17 protein-coding genes and 1 tRNA gene are annotated in these 15,593 nt (G+C 39.9%); 5 read left to right on the top strand and 13 right to left on the bottom strand.

The window, feature by feature from the left end; genetic code table 11:
• Positions 1–49 precede the first annotated feature (49 nt).
• From CWB80_RS11630 to seqA, 6 genes are all read right to left on the bottom strand, one after another.
• Positions 50–1,618, bottom strand: a complete 1,569-nt coding sequence (locus CWB80_RS11630; protein WP_138601102.1) for a dihydrolipoyllysine-residue acetyltransferase — start codon at positions 1,616–1,618, stop codon at positions 50–52.
• Between the two features lie 8 nt (positions 1,619–1,626).
• Positions 1,627–2,604, bottom strand: coding sequence for an alpha-ketoacid dehydrogenase subunit beta (locus CWB80_RS11625; protein WP_054553922.1), 978 nt, complete (start codon positions 2,602–2,604; stop codon positions 1,627–1,629).
• A complete protein-coding gene (locus tag CWB80_RS11620; RefSeq protein WP_054553923.1) occupies positions 2,604–3,818 on the bottom strand; it encodes a thiamine pyrophosphate-dependent dehydrogenase E1 component subunit alpha in 1,215 nt (404 codons plus the stop codon). The genes CWB80_RS11625 and CWB80_RS11620 overlap by 1 nt, the downstream gene beginning before the upstream one ends.
• A 269-nt stretch (positions 3,819–4,087) precedes the next feature.
• The gene (gene astE / locus CWB80_RS11615; RefSeq protein ID WP_138601100.1) at positions 4,088–5,143 is read right to left on the bottom strand and encodes a succinylglutamate desuccinylase; all 1,056 of its coding nucleotides are present in this window, start codon (positions 5,141–5,143) and stop codon (positions 4,088–4,090) included.
• A 79-nt stretch (positions 5,144–5,222) separates the two neighbouring features.
• Entirely contained in the window at positions 5,223–6,860 is a 1,638-nt protein-coding gene (gene pgm, locus CWB80_RS11610; protein ID WP_138601098.1) for a phosphoglucomutase (alpha-D-glucose-1,6-bisphosphate-dependent), read from the bottom strand.
• 16 nt (positions 6,861–6,876) lie between these two features.
• A complete protein-coding gene (seqA, locus tag CWB80_RS11605) occupies positions 6,877–7,479 on the bottom strand; it encodes a replication initiation negative regulator SeqA (protein WP_138601096.1) in 603 nt (200 codons plus the stop codon).
• A gap of 131 nt (positions 7,480–7,610) precedes the next feature.
• On the opposite strand from seqA, the gene CWB80_RS11600 reads away from it, so the two are divergent.
• From CWB80_RS11600 to fur, 5 genes are all read left to right on the top strand, one after another.
• A complete protein-coding gene (locus CWB80_RS11600) occupies positions 7,611–8,375 on the top strand; it encodes an alpha/beta fold hydrolase (RefSeq protein WP_138601094.1) in 765 nt (254 codons plus the stop codon).
• A gap of 99 nt (positions 8,376–8,474) precedes the next feature.
• Complete coding sequence (locus tag CWB80_RS11595) at positions 8,475–8,696, top strand: DUF2788 domain-containing protein (protein ID WP_036968243.1); 222 nt, start codon at positions 8,475–8,477, stop codon at positions 8,694–8,696.
• 2 nt (positions 8,697–8,698) lie between these two features.
• Positions 8,699–8,977, top strand: a complete 279-nt coding sequence (gene ybfE, locus CWB80_RS11590; RefSeq protein WP_004586673.1) for a LexA regulated protein — start codon at positions 8,699–8,701, stop codon at positions 8,975–8,977.
• Between the two features lie 14 nt (positions 8,978–8,991).
• Positions 8,992–9,519: a flavodoxin FldA gene (gene fldA / locus CWB80_RS11585; RefSeq protein ID WP_138601092.1), complete on the top strand. Its 528-nt coding sequence runs from the start codon at positions 8,992–8,994 to the stop codon at positions 9,517–9,519.
• Between the two features lie 190 nt (positions 9,520–9,709).
• On the top strand, positions 9,710–10,153 hold the full coding sequence (gene fur, locus CWB80_RS11580; protein WP_054561419.1) for a ferric iron uptake transcriptional regulator: 444 nt from the start codon (positions 9,710–9,712) through the stop codon (positions 10,151–10,153).
• Positions 10,154–10,221: 68 nt separating this feature from the next.
• Here the strand turns inward: fur and bamJ are convergent, their stop codons facing one another.
• The 7 genes from bamJ to CWB80_RS11545 form a co-directional block, all read right to left on the bottom strand.
• Positions 10,222–10,839 carry a BamJ family beta-barrel-assembly machinery protein gene (gene bamJ, locus CWB80_RS11575; protein ID WP_054561418.1) on the bottom strand — a complete coding sequence of 206 codons (618 nt, stop codon included), beginning with the start codon at positions 10,837–10,839 and terminating at the stop codon, positions 10,222–10,224.
• Positions 10,840–10,912: 73 nt separating this feature from the next.
• Positions 10,913–11,314 (bottom strand): hypothetical protein, encoded by a 402-nt coding sequence (locus CWB80_RS11570; protein WP_054553931.1) that lies wholly within the window; start codon positions 11,312–11,314, stop codon positions 10,913–10,915.
• Positions 11,315–11,366: 52 nt separating this feature from the next.
• A tRNA-Ser gene (locus tag CWB80_RS11565) sits at positions 11,367–11,457 on the bottom strand.
• Between the two features lie 73 nt (positions 11,458–11,530).
• Positions 11,531–11,908 (bottom strand): hypothetical protein, encoded by a 378-nt coding sequence (locus CWB80_RS11560; protein ID WP_138601090.1) that lies wholly within the window; start codon positions 11,906–11,908, stop codon positions 11,531–11,533.
• A gap of 199 nt (positions 11,909–12,107) precedes the next feature.
• Positions 12,108–12,656: an NAD(P)H nitroreductase gene (locus CWB80_RS11555; RefSeq protein ID WP_138601088.1), complete on the bottom strand. Its 549-nt coding sequence runs from the start codon at positions 12,654–12,656 to the stop codon at positions 12,108–12,110.
• A gap of 63 nt (positions 12,657–12,719) precedes the next feature.
• The gene (locus CWB80_RS11550; RefSeq protein WP_054553943.1) at positions 12,720–13,430 is read right to left on the bottom strand and encodes an HvfX family Cu-binding RiPP maturation protein; all 711 of its coding nucleotides are present in this window, start codon (positions 13,428–13,430) and stop codon (positions 12,720–12,722) included.
• Between the two features lie 61 nt (positions 13,431–13,491).
• Entirely contained in the window at positions 13,492–15,453 is a 1,962-nt protein-coding gene (locus tag CWB80_RS11545) for an oxidoreductase (RefSeq protein ID WP_138601086.1), read from the bottom strand.
• Between the last annotated feature and the right edge of the window lie 140 nt (positions 15,454–15,593).

Raw genomic sequence — 15,593 nt, 5'->3', positions numbered from 1 at the left:
CTTAACTGACTGGCATTAAGCAGAGGCTGGTTTTTTAATGCTTACTGATTTAGCTCATCGCCATCATCATTTTTGCAGGGTCTTCTAAGTAAGACTTCCATAAGTTATTGAAGCGGGCAATTGTTCCGCCATCAATCACTCGGTGGTCACCAGACCAGCTTACTTGCATAATTGCTGCTGAAATCACATTACCATGTGCATCAAAGCGAGGTAAATGCTGCAGTTTACCTAAAGCAACAATCGCTACCTCAGGTTTATTGATGATCGGGGTTGCAATTGTGCCGCCAATCGCACCGATGTTAGAAATGCTAATAGTGCCGCCTTTCAAATCATCCGGTGAAACACGACCATCACGTGCTGCTTCAGTTAAGCGGGTCACTTCGTTTGCAACATCTACGATACTCTTTGACTGGCATGATTTAATGTTTGGTACAAGTAAACCAATCTTAGAATCAACCGCCATACCGATGTTATGATCATCAAAGTAAGTTAGCTCGCTGCAATCATCATTTACTTGCGAGTTTAGTACTGGGAATTGCTTGATCGCTAACGACAGTGCTTTGATAAAGAACGGCATCATAGTGAGCTTAACGCCCTGCTGCTTATACTGCTCTTTAAGCTCACTGCGCATTGCAATCAGTTTAGTGAGGTCAATTTCATCACAGAAAGTAAAGTGAGGAATTGTCGAAACTGAAGCAACCATTTGCTTAGCCATTGCCGCTTTAATGCCTTTAATAGGCTCTACGCGACTGCCACCAGAAGACACCACCGTTGATACAGGCTCTGCCGCTTTTGGCGAAGCTTGTTGTGATGCTGCTTGGCTTGGTGTTTCATTCAAGAAATCTTCGATATCTTGTTTATAAATACGGCCGTTTTTACCAGAGCCTGGTACTTGCGTTAAATCAACATCAAGTTCACGGGCTTTACGACGTACAGCAGGTGAAGCAACCGCTTTCTTATTAAGTTGTTTAGTTTCACTTGCTGAAGCCGCAGGTTTCTGTGCTGGTTTAGTTGCTGCATTTGTTTGTGCTTTAACTACCGCAGAACTTACATCTGGCTCTGCACTTTGGCCGGCAATGCTCATTTGGAATAATGGGCTGTGAACTGCAGCGATATCACCTTTTTGATAATAAAGCTTTTCAACTTTACCTGTGTATTTAGCCGGAATTTGCACCAATGCTTTGTCTGTCATTACATCACACACAGCTTGGTCTTCTACAATTTCATCGCCTTCACTCACTAACCACTCAACGATTTCACACTCAACGATACCTTCACCGATATCGGGTAATATGAAATCTTCTAAGTGCTCACCAGCCTCAGATGATGCTTCAGTTGCTGCAGGAGCTTGCACTTCTTCACTTTGTGTTGGTGCTTCGCCATCAACATCCATTGCAAATAATGGTGCATGTACTTTCGCAATATCCCCTTTTGCATAATAGAGCTTACTGATCACACCATCATGAACAGCAGGAATTTGCACAAGCGCCTTGTCGGTCATAACATCACAAATAGGCTGGTCTTCTTTTACAGAATCGCCTTCTGCAACTAACCATTCAACAATTTCACACTCTACGATGCCTTCGCCGATATCTGGCAAGATAAAATCTTTAGACATACTGACTCCTAAAACTCTACTGATTGCTTGATCGCAGCAAGCACTTTAAGTGCATCCGGCACATATTCTTTTTCAAGTGCTAATGGGTATGGCGTATCTAAACCACACACGCGAGTAATTGGCGATTCAAGGTGTAAGAAACACTCTTGTTGAATTGTTGCAACGATCTCTGCACCAAAACCATTCGTGATGGGTGCCTCGTGGCTGACCACTAAACGACCTGTTTTAGTCACTGATTTAGCAATGGTCTCAACATCCCATGGTAAAATGGTACGTAAGTCGATCACTTCACAGCTAATACCTTGCTCTGCAGCTTTTTTAGCGGCGTCTTCGATGATTTCCATCTGAGCACCCCAAGCAAGTACAGTGACATCAGTGCCTTCTTGAACGATTTCAGCTTTACCGAGCTCGATGCTGTAATCTTCTTCTGGCACTTCACCTGTTGATGCACGGTATAAACGTTTCGGCTCAAAGAAAATAACAGGGTTATCATCTTTAATTGATGCACGAAGTAAACCTTTTGCTTGATATGGGTTACGTGGCACAACTAACTTTAAACCCGGTGTGTGAGCAAAATAAGCTTCTGGTGATTGTGAGTGATATAAACCACCTGCAATACCACCACCGTATGGTGTACGAATTGTTAGATTGCCAACATTAAATTCATTACCACTACGGTAACGGAATTTAGCTGATTCATTCACGATTTGGTCAAATGCAGGGAAAATATAATCAGCAAATTGAATTTCAGCTAAAGCAGGTGCACCAAACGCCGCTAAACCATTAGCAAAACCTAAAATACCTTGCTCAGTTAATGGAGTATTGAACACACGATGCTTACCATATTTTTCTTGTAAGCCAGATGTAGCACGGAATACACCACCAAAATAACCAACGTCTTCACCGAAAATACATGCATTTGGATGCTCTGCCATGGTGATATCAAGGGCAGAGTTAATTGCATGAAGCATGTTCATTTTAGCCATTACTTTAATCTCCCTGCAGTTGTTGGATAAGCATCAGGATGCTGCAAAATGTGCTCTTTTAGTTCTTCATATTGTTTTTGCAGTGATGGGATTGGCTTATCATAAACATCAGAAATAAGGTCTTCTAATGCTGGTTTTGCTACTTTTTCAGCGCGTTTAAGAGCCGCTAAAATTTCTTCACGAATAGTTTCTTTGTCTTTTGCGTCTTGCGCTTCGTCTAACCAACCTTGCTTTAATAGCCACTTACGGAAACGCTCGATTGGACAGCCTTTATGTTTTGCTTCTTCATCTTTTGTACGGTAACCGCTTGGATCGTCACTGGTTGAGTGAGCGCCTAAACGATAGGCAATCGATTCAATTAAAACAGGTTCACCTTTAGTAGTTGCAATTTCACGGGCTTTTTTCGTTGCTGCATAAACAGCAAGTGCATCTGCACCGTCAACACGGATTGTTTTAATGCCATAGCCAACACCACGTGATGCAATACCATCACCTTTAAATTGTTCATCCGCAGGTGTAGAAATCGCATAACCATTGTTACGGGCAAAGAAAATTACCGGTGCTTCATGAACTGCGGCCATATTTAAACCAGCATGGAAATCACCTTCAGATGCAGCGCCTTCACCAAAGTAACAAATAGTGATGTTATCAATAGTGCTGTTTAACTCACCTGTTTGGGCATCAATATGACGAACTTTTTGCCCGTATGCATAACCTGTTGCTTGCGGAATTTGTGTACCAAGCGGTGATGAAATAGTCATGTAGTTAAGTTCGCGTGAGCCATAGTGAATTGGCATTTGGCGACCTTTACCCAAATCTTTTTCATTTGAGAACATTTGATTCATGAATTGGTCAAGGCTAAAACCACGATAACGTAAAGCTGCTTGCTCACGGTATTGGGCCATGATCATGTCGTTTTGATCAAGCGCTGCAGCTGATGCTGTTACAGCCGCTTCTTCGCCTAGACATTGCATATAAAAGCTAACACGGCCTTGACGCTGTGCTGCTTGCATACGCTCATCAAGTGCTCTAATAAAACGCATTGTTTCATATAGACGGATTGCCGTTGCTTTGTCGATATCAGGTGCGGTTGCACCTTCGTAGATGTCGCCTTCCTCATTAAGAATACTTAATGTAGGGATCGTTAATGCGTGACCATCAATAAATGACAGTTCATGATTAATGTTTAGCGATACGTTATTTGGATTACTCATAACCTACCTTCTTTCGTTGTCAGAAACCTACGCTACTGCCCTTAATTATATTTTTATCAGCATGAGCTGTAAGGATAAAGTTTGCGCAATATTCAATCTAATTAAATTAAACTGCCGTCACTTTACGTTAACGTAAGTTGTTATTCAACTAATCATAGACGAATAGATGACAAATGGCTAAAAACGCATGGAAAGTTAACTATACAACAAGATAAACTCTTAATAGTCATATAGTTAACTAAATTTAGATGGGTGTTAATGCAGAGAATTTAAATAAAGTTGCTATCAACTTGCATTGGAATAACGGTAAGCAAAGCGCGCTGACCTAAGGCTACATCAGCGTTTGGAAAGATAATAGCTTCACCGTCTACTTCCGCTTCATATCTGGTCTGACCATCAGTTGCCATTAATTCGCCCTTTGCGAAACCGGTGAAATTTTCCACATCATCAGCAAATGGAAAACTAAAGTCTTCGCAAGTACGGTTTATTGTTCTATATACAGAAAACAACTCGAAATCTTCTGCATTGAATTCTTTATATTCAACAGATTTTTGACTTATTAATGCAATCAAGGTTTGTTTGGTTTTCTCAAATCGCGACATGTCGTTTTCGCCAAATGGTTTTACTTGGCCAAGTTCTACCGTAAATGAGTCAGCTCCATGTACAAACGACGAGTAGTAACTGAAGGTAGTTGCCGCTGATTTCATCATTAGTACCGTGTTTACGCCACAGCTAAGTAAAAATTGCAGTTGTGATTTTTTCCACGGTTTACCATGTAAGAAAGGATACACTGCGAACTTTTCATTTTTAGAGCCACGAATTGCTGTGTGAAGATCATAATGAAAACGCTCACTGTCCTGGTTGCCTCTAGCAAAGAAATCAGTAACAACGTCTTCAAGCAGCTTTGCACGAACTCGCTCAGGGTTTGAAGCAATGCCTTCTACAGTATGATGACCATTAAACAAACGGTTTAAGTTTTCATCTACAAAACGCTTACCGATATTAATAGATTTAGGATTACCATAAATAAACAGGACACGCTGCTGCAAGGTAAGTTGTTCTGTAATGATTGACTTGATTAAATGATCGCAGATTTCAATTGGCGCAGTTTCGTTACCATGTACCGCACTTGAAAGCACAATATCTTTGTTTGTCTGCTGCGCAGGTTGAAACTCAATGATACCCGTATCGTGAACTGTGACATCAGTGCCGTTTTCAAGGGTAAATGCACAAGGTTCTAGTGAAAATTCATTGTTACGAGTAAGGGTTAAAAAGTCGCCAGTACTTTTTAATTGTTCGAGATATGAAGGAGTTGAATAGCTCATTGTTCTATCCTAAAAATGCGTGAGAGTAGAATACAAAAACGGCTGAGAAACTCAGCCGTTTTAATAGGTAAAAGAGGAATTAGCTAATTACTGAATCAACCAGCTTTTTCGCTTCTTTTTCTAATAATGCTAAATGTTCTTCACCTTTGAATGATTCAAGGTAAATTTTATAGATGTCTTCAGTGCCAGATGGGCGTGCAGCAAACCAACCGTTTTCAGTAACAACTTTTAAACCGCCGATAGCAGCGTTATTACCAGGAGCATGGGTTAGTTTTTGCGTAATGGCATCACCCGCTAAGGTACTTGCAGTTACATCATTCGCTGATAACGCTTTTAAACGTGATTTTTGTTCTGCATTAGCTGGCGCATCAATACGTTTATAAATAGGCGCACCGAACTCTTGCTCAAGTTCTTTATAAAGCTGTGATGGTGTTTTACCTGTTACAGCTAAAATCTCTGCAGCAAGTAGACCTAAGATGAAACCATCTTTATCAGTGTTCCAAACTGTACCATCAAAGCGTAAGAATGACGCCCCTGCACTTTCTTCACCACCAAAAGCAAGGGTACCTTTGCTTAAGCCTTCAACAAACCATTTAAAGCCTACCGGTACTTCTTTTACTTCGCGGTTATTACGTGCAACCACTTTATCAATCATGCCGCTCGATACCAGCGTTTTACCAATTGCGACCTCTTTTGACCATTCGCGGTTATTTAATAAGTAGTCAATCGCAACTGCTAAAAAGTGATTTGGATTCATTAAGCCGTCAGGCGTAACAATACCATGGCGGTCATAATCAGGGTCGTTACCTATACCTATATCATAGTCATCTTTCCATGCAATAAGGTTTGTCATTGCATAAGGAGATGAACAATCCATACGGATTTTGCCGTCTTTATCTAAAGGCATGAACGAAAATGTTGGGTCAACAGATTCATTTACGACCGTTAAGTCTAAATTATATTTTTCTGCAATGACTGGCCAAAAGTTGATACCAGAGCCACCAAGTGGATCCACACCAATTTTGATTTTCGCATCGCTAATTGCTTTTAGATTAACGATATTAACTAAGTCATCAACATAAGGGGTAATTAAGTCTTGGTACTTAATAAAACCAGAACGTGATGCTTTAGCATACGGAAATAACTCAACTTCAACTAAGTCTTCTAAAAGTAATTGATTTGCTCTGTCTTCAATCCACTTAGTAACATCAGTATCTGCTGGGCCACCATTTGGCGGGTTATATTTAAAACCACCATCTTCTGGCGGGTTATGTGAAGGTGTTACCACAATACCATCAGCAAGTTCATTTGGATTTTCTTTGTTATGGCAAACAACAGCATGACTGATTACCGGCGTTGGCGTGTAATCGTCATTTTCTTGTGCAATGACTTGCACTTCGTTTGCAACAAGTACTTCAATAGCAGAGTTAAAAGCCGCTTCACTCAATGCATGTGTATCTTTACCTAAGAAAAGTGGGCCAAAAATATTGTTTTCTTTACGGTAATCACAAATTGCTTGAGTGATCGCTAAAATATGCGATTCATTAAATTTTACATCGAACGAACAACCACGATGGCCAGATGTACCAAAAGCAACACAATGCTCTGGGTTTTGTTCTAGGTCAGGTTCATTTAAGTAATAAGCCGAGATCAGTTTTGGTACATTCACTAAGCTTGATTGCGGTGCAGGTTTACCTGCATCTGGATGAATCGCCATATTATTTCCTTATGGATTATAAGTAATCACGAATTTTTTCTGCTTCATCTGCGCTGTAACCTAAGCACAGTGCTACTTCGTGAAGCATCATTTTTTTTCTGGTTGTATTTGAATTTGTCATCACCCAATACTCAGTATCAGTGATATTTTTTGGATTCATGCTGCTACCGCTTTCCAGAAGTGCTTCTTTGCTTGTGGCAAAATAAACTCGATCACGGCCTTTAATTTCAAGCACGTTAGCAAAATCTTTTTTATGCGTTCTATATAAAGCAGCAAGTATAAATAAGAATCGACCAACAACACCTTTTTGCATTGCCAGCTCTTCTTTGTTTAATACATTAAACACATTACCTTTCACTTGTGTCGATGCTGTGACAGTTTCTGCAGCCTCTTCAACATTTTCGTTGCTAGGTTCAGGGCTTGATTCATGTTCTGCTTGTTCTTGTACTTCAACAACTGGGGTTTCTTGTTCAGTTTTAGTAGTTGTTTCAACTGGGGCATTGGTGCCATCAGAGAGGTTTAATAAACGACGCAAAATGGTTGATGCACTTTCACCAATACTTTGCGTGTTGCTTGCAATGTATTGATATAACTCGTCGTCTATGTCGATTTTTTTCATGTTATTCCTGTCTTTACGGGTCACATTTTAAAAGTTCTCAATGATTATACCTAAGCTCGCAGCAATTCTCTATGTTTTGCATTTTGTAATTTCACTAGGCAAAATACTGCCATTAAAAATAGGAGTTGAAAATGCTATTAAACTACCAACAAATGGGTCAAGGTTCAGACGTTGTATTGATCCACGGTTTGTTTGGCTCACTTGAAAACCTCAATGTAATCGCAAAAGCATTAGCTGAAAATTATCGTGTAACGAATATCGATTTACGTAACCACGGTAAATCATTCCATAGCGATACCATGAATTATCATGCTATGGCTAAAGATGTCAGTGAGTTACTTGAACATCTAACTATTAGTAAAGCGCACATCATAGGTCATTCAATGGGTGGCAAAGTGGCCATGCAAATAGCACTTAATCACCCTTCACTTATCGATAAGCTTGTCGTGTTAGATATTTCTCCTGTTGCTAATAACCCTCGCCACAGTGCCATTTTTGCAGGCCTAAACGAAGTTGCACAGTCTAATATCACAGATAGAAAAGCGGCTGATGAAATACTTGCCAAGCACATTGAGGAAATGGGCGTACGTCAATTTTTATTAAAAAGCTTTGCTAAAAATAATGAAGGTCACTATCAATGGCGCTTTAATTTAGCTGTTTTATACCAGCAATATGAAAATATTTTAGCGCAAGTTAGTGAAAATGATTCTTGTTTATGTGATACTTTGTTCATTAAAGGTAATGATTCTGACTACATTTTAGCAGAGCACCGCCCTGCTATTATGGCGTTGTTCCCTAATGCAAAAGCAAAAATTATTCATGGTGCTGGTCACTGGCTACATGCCCAAAAACCACTTGCTGTTAATAAAGCAATCAGCGATTTTTTAGCTCATTAATAGAGCTGATTAAATTCGCTGTTTTTGATCGTGCGCACTAAATTATTACAAATTTGTGTGATATAGTACGCGCCGTTTAATTTAAAGGTTTATACGTTGATGGTCAGTCAGTTAATTAACGAATTTGATACCTTAGGGTTGTATTTTGGCTTAGCCGGTATTTTCTTTTTTATTGGAATGGCAATTCAAGACGTCCTTAAAAAAGGTGATGTACCACGATTTGGCCGATACATCGTTTGGTTAGTGCTATTTTTAGGCTGTTCTGGGTTTATAGCGAAAGGACTTATTCAAGTCTTCTGGCAAGGCGCAGGTGTGGGCTAGACATGGCAAAGTCAGAAACAGATAGAACAACACCCGATTTATTTGAATACGAAAAGCGTCCTGGTAGGCCGAAAACAAATCCCCTACCTCGCGATATGCAATTAAAAGTAAATAAACGTAATCAAATAAAACGAGATAAAGCACGTGGTTTAAAGCGTGTAGAATTTAAGGTTTCATCACAGTTATATCAAGCATTAAGCGATATGGCAGATGCGCAGAATATTAGCCGTAGCGCGTTGATTGAAACAATTTTACAAGAAAGATTGGCTATTGATAGATAGAAGGTTTTAAATCCATGTCAAGCGTAGGTATTTTTTTCGGAAGTGACACAGGCAATACTGAACACGTAGCTAAAATGATTCAAAAAGAATTAGGTAAAAAGCTTGTTGCTGTTCACGACATTGCAAAAAGTTCTAAAGAAGAGATTGCTGAATTCGATTTATTGTTATTCGGTATTCCAACTTGGTACTACGGTGAAGCTCAATGTGACTGGGATGATTTTTTCCCTGAATTAGAAGAAGTTGACTTCGAAGGTAAACTTGTTGCTATTTTCGGCTGCGGTGACCAAGAAGACTATGCAGAGTACTTCTTAGATGCAATGGGCATGATCAACGATATCGTTACTGAGCGTGGCGCAATCGTAGTGGGCCATTGGTCAACTGAAGGCTACGACTTTGAAGCTTCAAAAGCACTCGTAGATGACAACAACTTTGTTGGCCTTGGTATTGATGAAGACCGTCAACCAGAGCTTACTGAAAAGCGTGTTAAAGACTGGTGTGCTCAGGTTTATGACGAAATGTGTTTAGCGGAACTTGCTGATTAATAACAAGTACTACTCGCATTTACTAGCTGATGTAAAGATGCACAACCAGTTCATTTTTGTTTGAAAAATCGGCAAATAGACGAATTGTTCTTTGCACTTAGTAACTAGGCACGTTATTCTAATAGTTGCTAATGTGTCGTGTGCATCTTGATGATGCCTAGTATAACTAAATAAAATTGAGACAGATTGAATGACTGATCACAACTTGGAATTAAAAAAAGCAGGGTTAAAAGTAACCTTGCCACGTATTAAAATTTTAGAGATTCTACAATCTCCAGACAACCAACACATCAGCGCTGAAGATGTCTATAAAATTCTTTTAGACAAAGGCGAAGAGATTGGTCTTGCAACTGTCTACCGTGTTCTTAACCAATTTGATGATGCAGGTATTGTATCTCGCCACCACTTCGAAGGCGGCAAGTCAGTATTTGAATTATCAGGTAGCACTCACCATGACCACTTAGTGTGCCTAAAATGTGGTAAGGTAGTTGAGTTTGAAGACGACACTATTGAACGTCGTCAAGAAGAAATCGCAACAGAGAATGGTATTAAACTGACGAACCACTCTCTTTACCTATATGGTGAATGTGAAGACACTGCTGCGTGTAAAGAATACGCTGAATCAAATAGCTAATTAGCTATTTGATTCAGATATAAAAAAACCTGCTTAAAGCAGGTTTTTTTATATCTATTTGAAATCGATTAGATGATTTCTAATAGCTCAACGTCAAAGATTAACGTTGAGAAAGGAGCGATTGCTGCACCAGCACCGCGCTCACCGTAAGCAAGTTCGTGTGGTACGTATAAACGCCACTTAGAACCAGTACCCATCATTTGCACTGCTTCAGTCCAACCTTTGATTACACCGCCTACTGGGAATTCAGCTGGTTGACCACGCTCGTATGAGCTGTCAAATACTGTACCGTTGATTAGTGTACCGTGGTAGTGTGCACGGATTGTTGAATCTGCAGTTGGTTTTTCACCGTCGCCTGCAGTAAGTACTTCGTATTGAAGACCTGATTCAGTTACTGTTACTTCAGGACGTTTTGCATTTTCTTCTAAGAATGCAATACCTTCAGCTGCAAGAACTTTAGCTTCTTCTTCACGACGAGCTTGGATCTCAGCGTTGATTTTCTCAAAAGCTGCTTGAATTTCTGGGATTTCAACTTGGAAATCATTACCAGTGTATGCGTCTTTCATACCTTCAAATACAGAATTTAAGTTTAAACCTTCGAATGGATTCGCTTTTAATTGCTCACCCATTTGTAAACCAATACCGTAACTTGCTTTTTCAGCGTCTGTTGTAAAATTATCTGACATGTTTTAATTCACGTTTATTTAGTTAAAAGACGTGCTCATACTAACATAAAAAAACAACGAATATCGCCTAGTTTTACTGCGTTTGCTCAGTGTTTGCACTAATTCGCTGCTTTATTTTATCAATTACAAATGTCGCAACAGGTAATGTAGCGATCATCGAAGCAATAAAAAAGCCGCTCATTAAACCATCTTTGCCTAACATAATTAAAGGCACAGCAATAAGACCCACAGTAGAAATCACACATGCTGCAATAACAGGCCAATGCTTGTCGTATTTGCCAATAAGGTGCCCTACTAACACATTAAACCCAATACCATAAGCGATTGAAGATATTAGCCCGTAATCAGGCTGCGCATCATGGGCCATAGCTACAAGTACATTGATCCCGCTGTGATAAAAATAAGAAAAGATACACCAAAGCAGAACATGTTTAACAATGCGCATTAGTGTAGAAGAAGACTCGCTTGCTGACATTACTTATCTCCAGATAGCAAAAAACCGCCCTAAAGGCGGTTTTTCTAAATAATGGTGGAGAGATAGGGATTTGAACCCTAGAGGGGCTACAAACCCCTGCCGGTTTTCAAGACCGGTGCATTCGACCACTCTGCCATCTCTCCGTACGGCGCGCATAATAGTGTTTACTGCGTTCGTTGTAAAGCCTTAAATGTAAAAAACTTTAAAAAAGTATTTTTAATAGTACTGCTTCGGACGCTTTGCGATTAAAGAGCAAACTAAACAAACAATTAAACTAACAATTGCAAAACCTGAGCCCTGCACTATTACGTCAATTTTATTGAGGTTATAACTCGGTACAATAACTAATGCGAAGGCGGGTAAGCAGGTGATCGTTAAAACGTAGCAACAAATTTTAAAAGCGCGACCGAAATCGAAACGTCTAGTGCTTTGCATCCACCATGTCAATAGAAGTAATACCACTACAGCAGACAAGCCAAGGTAATGAGGTTGTTTTGTAGACATGGCAACAAAAAATGTGACAACAGCGCCAACTAAGCCCCAAATTGACCAAGCGAACCAATTTTCTTTTTCACGTAAAAATAAGTTTCCCATTGTTCTCGTCTTCTTTATCGTTATTTTTTTAAGACTTTCCATACGTTAACAAAAAATAACCGATTAAAAAACACACTGAAGAAGAATTATTTCGTTTTTTGCATCCGTGCGCTTCTTACAGCTAAGCTAAATCTAAAAAAACTAACATAAGTAAGCTTAATAGTGTCTGACTGCTTAACTGCAAAAAAGTTCCTACTATTTATAAATTCTCAAAAAACGTCTCTGGCTTGTGTCTGATAGGTTTTTTAATGTCTATTTCTGGCGTACCTAAATAGAGGTAACCAACAATCTCATCTTGTTCTTTACAACCGAGTGCCGCTTTAACAGCTGGGCTTTGTGCAAAATAACCTGTGCGCCAAATACCCCCTAAACCTTGGGCGAATGCCGCTTGTTGCATTGCAAGTACAGCGCAGCCTGCACTTTGTACTTGTTCAATACGTGGCACTTTTGGGTTTTCAGTTACATCTGCAATGGCAATGATCATCATAGGCGAACGCAGCGGTAGTTCTTTAGCGCGCTCAATGGTTCTATCATCTTGGTTTTCAGCAACAGCGGCCTGATGATAGATATCGCCTAATTTATTACGTGCATCGCCTTCAACGACAATAAATCGCCAAGGAGCAATACAGCCATGATCAGGCACTTTAATGGCCGCTCGCTTAATAATTTCAAGTTGTTCTGCAGTAGGTCCAGGTGCGATAAGGCGAGGATCTGATTGTCGAGTTTGTAATAGCGTTAAAGCGTCCATGAATATTCCGTAAATGCTTAAGTACGACGCCCCTTAATAATCGGGGCAGAAAACCCAAGCTTATCATTTATCTTTATGAGCAAGAAAGCTATTCGATACTTTTCTAGTTAACCAATAATCTAAACTAACGTAACGACCACCCCCTGTAAAAAATAAACTCAATAACATAACAAAATATATGGCAGAAAACTCAATACCATTATTTAAGATCACAGGTTTCCCTTTCGCATAGAGGTACTCTGTATAACCATGCGTTTCTAGCAACTCACGCATTTTGGTTAATCTTTCGCTGGCTTCATCAGAATTAACTAGGCTAGCTTCACTACCAGGTATTGCAAGCCAATTGAGTACTCTCGCTGGGCTGGTGCTGGCATCGGTAGGTGTTACAGCAAACCAGCCATTACTGGCATGTACTGTTGTCGCTGCAACCAGCATGGTGATCATCAAAGGAATTGCGGTTAAACGAGTAAATAAACCCAATAATATAAAGATCCCCCCTAAAAACTCAGTCCATGCAGCTAAAAAGGCCAATATAGAGGGCATGGGTAGGCCTAAACCCCAGTCACTATTTCCAAACCATGCAACAATATCTTCAGATGCTAAAAAGTATTGATAAAGATGAGTAACATCACCGCTTAAAGCAAGCTTATTAAAGCCTGCAATGATCATCACTGGGGCTAAAATCAAGCGAATTAATAGACTCGGTAGTCCATCTAAAAACTGCAGTTTCTTTAAGGTGTGTTGGTAAAGGGGTATTAGGTGTGTGTTCAACATAGCGGTCTCGTGACTAAATAGATTAATCACATAGACCGCACGTTTTCTAGTTTACTTTCAATTAAATTTTACGAGCGACTTGTAACGCTTCAAAAATTGCACGTTTAGCATCGATAGCGGCAGCTAGTTTTGCGCCACCAATAACGTGTACTTTCGCGTTTTCGGTTTGATTGTCGAACGTTTCAGTATTTGATACCTGACCAATACAAGCAATCACGGTATCAACATCGAGGATTTGCTCTTCACCTTTTACCGTTATCTTCAAACCTTGCTTATCAAAGCTTAGATACTGACACTCAGCGATTTGTTTAACACCGTGCTGTTTGGCAACTTGTCGGTGGATCCAACCCGTTGTTTTACCCAGTTCACTACCAAAACGCCCTGCGCTTCGCTTAAGCATGTAAAGTTGACGATTGTCTTTTTCAGGCGCAGCTTCGCACTCAATACCCCATTGAGTTTTGAATTGCTCAATTGTTTGGCCTTTGTGTTCACTTAAAAAGGCAACCATATCAAAACCGATACCACCGGCACCTAGAATCGCAATTTTCTCACCGAGTTCTACTTCACCACGAATTACTTCATCATAAGCGAATACACGTTTGCCATCACCGCATTCTATTTTGGCTTCGCGCGGACGTACGCCTGTTGCAAAAACAACATCATCGTATTGATTGAGCATATTGTCAGTAAATTCAGTACCGAGTTGTAAATCGACATTTAAACGCTTTAATTCATTAGTAAAGTAGTTAAGGGTATGGTTAAAGTCTTCTTTACCCGGCACTTGCATGGCTAAATTAAATTGGCCACCCATTTGTTCTTTACGTTCAATTAGGGTTACTTTATGACCTTTCGCTGCTAAGTAACAACTTGCAGCAAGGCCAGCAGGGCCAGCCCCCACAACCAGGACTAATCGAGATGATGGTGCTTTCTCAAGGCTGTAATCTAACTCAAAAGCCGCTTGTGGGTTAACCAAACAGGTGGCACGTTTATTTTTAAACACATGGTCTAAGCAACCCTGATTACAACCAATACAAATATTGATTTGTTCAGACTTATTATTAACGTATTTATTGAAAAACTCTGGATCTGCTAATAAAGGGCGGGCCATCGAAATTAAATCAGACTCGCCTGCTTCTAAAATTCCATTGGCAATTTCTGGCGTGTTAATACGGTTAACCGCGATAACTGGCACTGATACTGTATCTTTTAAGCGTTTTGATGCTTCTTTAAATGCACCTGCTGGGACCATACTGGCAATCGTTGGTACACGAGCCTCGTGCCAACCAATACCGGTGTTAAAGATATCAACGCCAGCTTGTTCAAGTGCCAGGGCTTGTTGCTTTACTTCATCAGGCGTTGATCCATTAGGAATTAAATCCATTACAGACAAACGAAATACAATAATGAACTTTTGACTGACTTTAGCGCGAACAGCTTTAACAATATCAACAGCCAAGCGCATGCGGTTTTCTAAACTACCGCCATAGTTGTCTGTTCTTTTATTGGTGTGGTTAGCCATGAATTCATTAATCAAATAACCTTCAGAACCCATGATTTCAACACCGTCATAACCTGCTTTTTCAGCCATTTTTGCTGAGTTAGCAAAGTCTTTGATGGTTTTTTTAATCGACCCTAACGACATTTCTTTAGGTTTATATGGATTAATAGGAGCTTGAATTGAACTTGGCGCTTGATTGAATGGATGATACGCATAGCGACCTGCATGCAATAATTGTAAGCAAATTTTTCCGCCATGTTGATGCACCGCATCAGTATATGCTTTGTGTTTGATCACATCATAAAATGAATTAAATGTTGATGCGAACGGAGATAGCTTGCCACGAATATTTGGGCTGTAGCCACCTGTAATGATTAAACCCGTGCCGCCTTTGGCACGTGCCTCGTAGAATGCACGTAAGCGTTTGCGGTTATGCCAGCCTTCTTCTAAGCCAGTATGCATTGATCCCATAACCAAACGATTACGAAGTTCGGTATGCGGTAATTGTAATTTTTGTTCTAACATTGTGTGCCCCGTTAACTGGTCGAACCTCTATTTGAAATAGATTCTGCGGCAATAACTTAGAATAATCAACTTTTCACTGCTAATTAATCGGTAGCAAATTATCGTTTTAAACACTCTGTTACTATTTAACAGTTAATTTT

Origin of the sequence: Pseudoalteromonas sp. S1650 (assembly GCF_005887195.1) — a bacterium.
GTDB classification, from domain to species: Bacteria; Pseudomonadota; Gammaproteobacteria; order Enterobacterales; family Alteromonadaceae; genus Pseudoalteromonas; species Pseudoalteromonas simplex.
Note: the sequence above shows the minus strand (reverse complement) of the source record. Positions and strands in the feature narration are given on the sequence as shown.

What these genes read in the sequence shown, in the direction of transcription:
- astE (WP_138601100.1), bottom strand. Translation starts at nt 5,143, where the DNA reads ATGAGCTATTCAACTCCTTCATATCTCGAACAATTAAAAAGTACTGGC.
- bamJ (WP_054561418.1), bottom strand. Translation starts at nt 10,839, where the DNA reads ATGTCAGATAATTTTACAACAGACGCTGAAAAAGCAAGTTACGGTATT.
- CWB80_RS11545 (WP_138601086.1), bottom strand. Translation starts at nt 15,453, where the DNA reads ATGTTAGAACAAAAATTACAATTACCGCATACCGAACTTCGTAATCGT.
- CWB80_RS11560 (WP_138601090.1), bottom strand. Translation starts at nt 11,908, where the DNA reads ATGGGAAACTTATTTTTACGTGAAAAAGAAAATTGGTTCGCTTGGTCA.
- CWB80_RS11570 (WP_054553931.1), bottom strand. Translation starts at nt 11,314, where the DNA reads ATGTCAGCAAGCGAGTCTTCTTCTACACTAATGCGCATTGTTAAACAT.
- fldA (WP_138601092.1), top strand. Translation starts at nt 8,992, where the DNA reads ATGTCAAGCGTAGGTATTTTTTTCGGAAGTGACACAGGCAATACTGAA.
- seqA (WP_138601096.1), bottom strand. Translation starts at nt 7,479, where the DNA reads ATGAAAAAAATCGACATAGACGACGAGTTATATCAATACATTGCAAGC.
- fur (WP_054561419.1), top strand. Translation starts at nt 9,710, where the DNA reads ATGACTGATCACAACTTGGAATTAAAAAAAGCAGGGTTAAAAGTAACC.
- CWB80_RS11630 (WP_138601102.1), bottom strand. Translation starts at nt 1,618, where the DNA reads ATGTCTAAAGATTTTATCTTGCCAGATATCGGCGAAGGCATCGTAGAG.
- CWB80_RS11555 (WP_138601088.1), bottom strand. Translation starts at nt 12,656, where the DNA reads ATGGACGCTTTAACGCTATTACAAACTCGACAATCAGATCCTCGCCTT.
- CWB80_RS11625 (WP_054553922.1), bottom strand. Translation starts at nt 2,604, where the DNA reads ATGGCTAAAATGAACATGCTTCATGCAATTAACTCTGCCCTTGATATC.
- CWB80_RS11595 (WP_036968243.1), top strand. Translation starts at nt 8,475, where the DNA reads ATGGTCAGTCAGTTAATTAACGAATTTGATACCTTAGGGTTGTATTTT.
- CWB80_RS11550 (WP_054553943.1), bottom strand. Translation starts at nt 13,430, where the DNA reads ATGTTGAACACACACCTAATACCCCTTTACCAACACACCTTAAAGAAA.
- ybfE (WP_004586673.1), top strand. Translation starts at nt 8,699, where the DNA reads ATGGCAAAGTCAGAAACAGATAGAACAACACCCGATTTATTTGAATAC.
- pgm (WP_138601098.1), bottom strand. Translation starts at nt 6,860, where the DNA reads ATGGCGATTCATCCAGATGCAGGTAAACCTGCACCGCAATCAAGCTTA.
- CWB80_RS11620 (WP_054553923.1), bottom strand. Translation starts at nt 3,818, where the DNA reads ATGAGTAATCCAAATAACGTATCGCTAAACATTAATCATGAACTGTCA.
- CWB80_RS11600 (WP_138601094.1), top strand. Translation starts at nt 7,611, where the DNA reads ATGCTATTAAACTACCAACAAATGGGTCAAGGTTCAGACGTTGTATTG.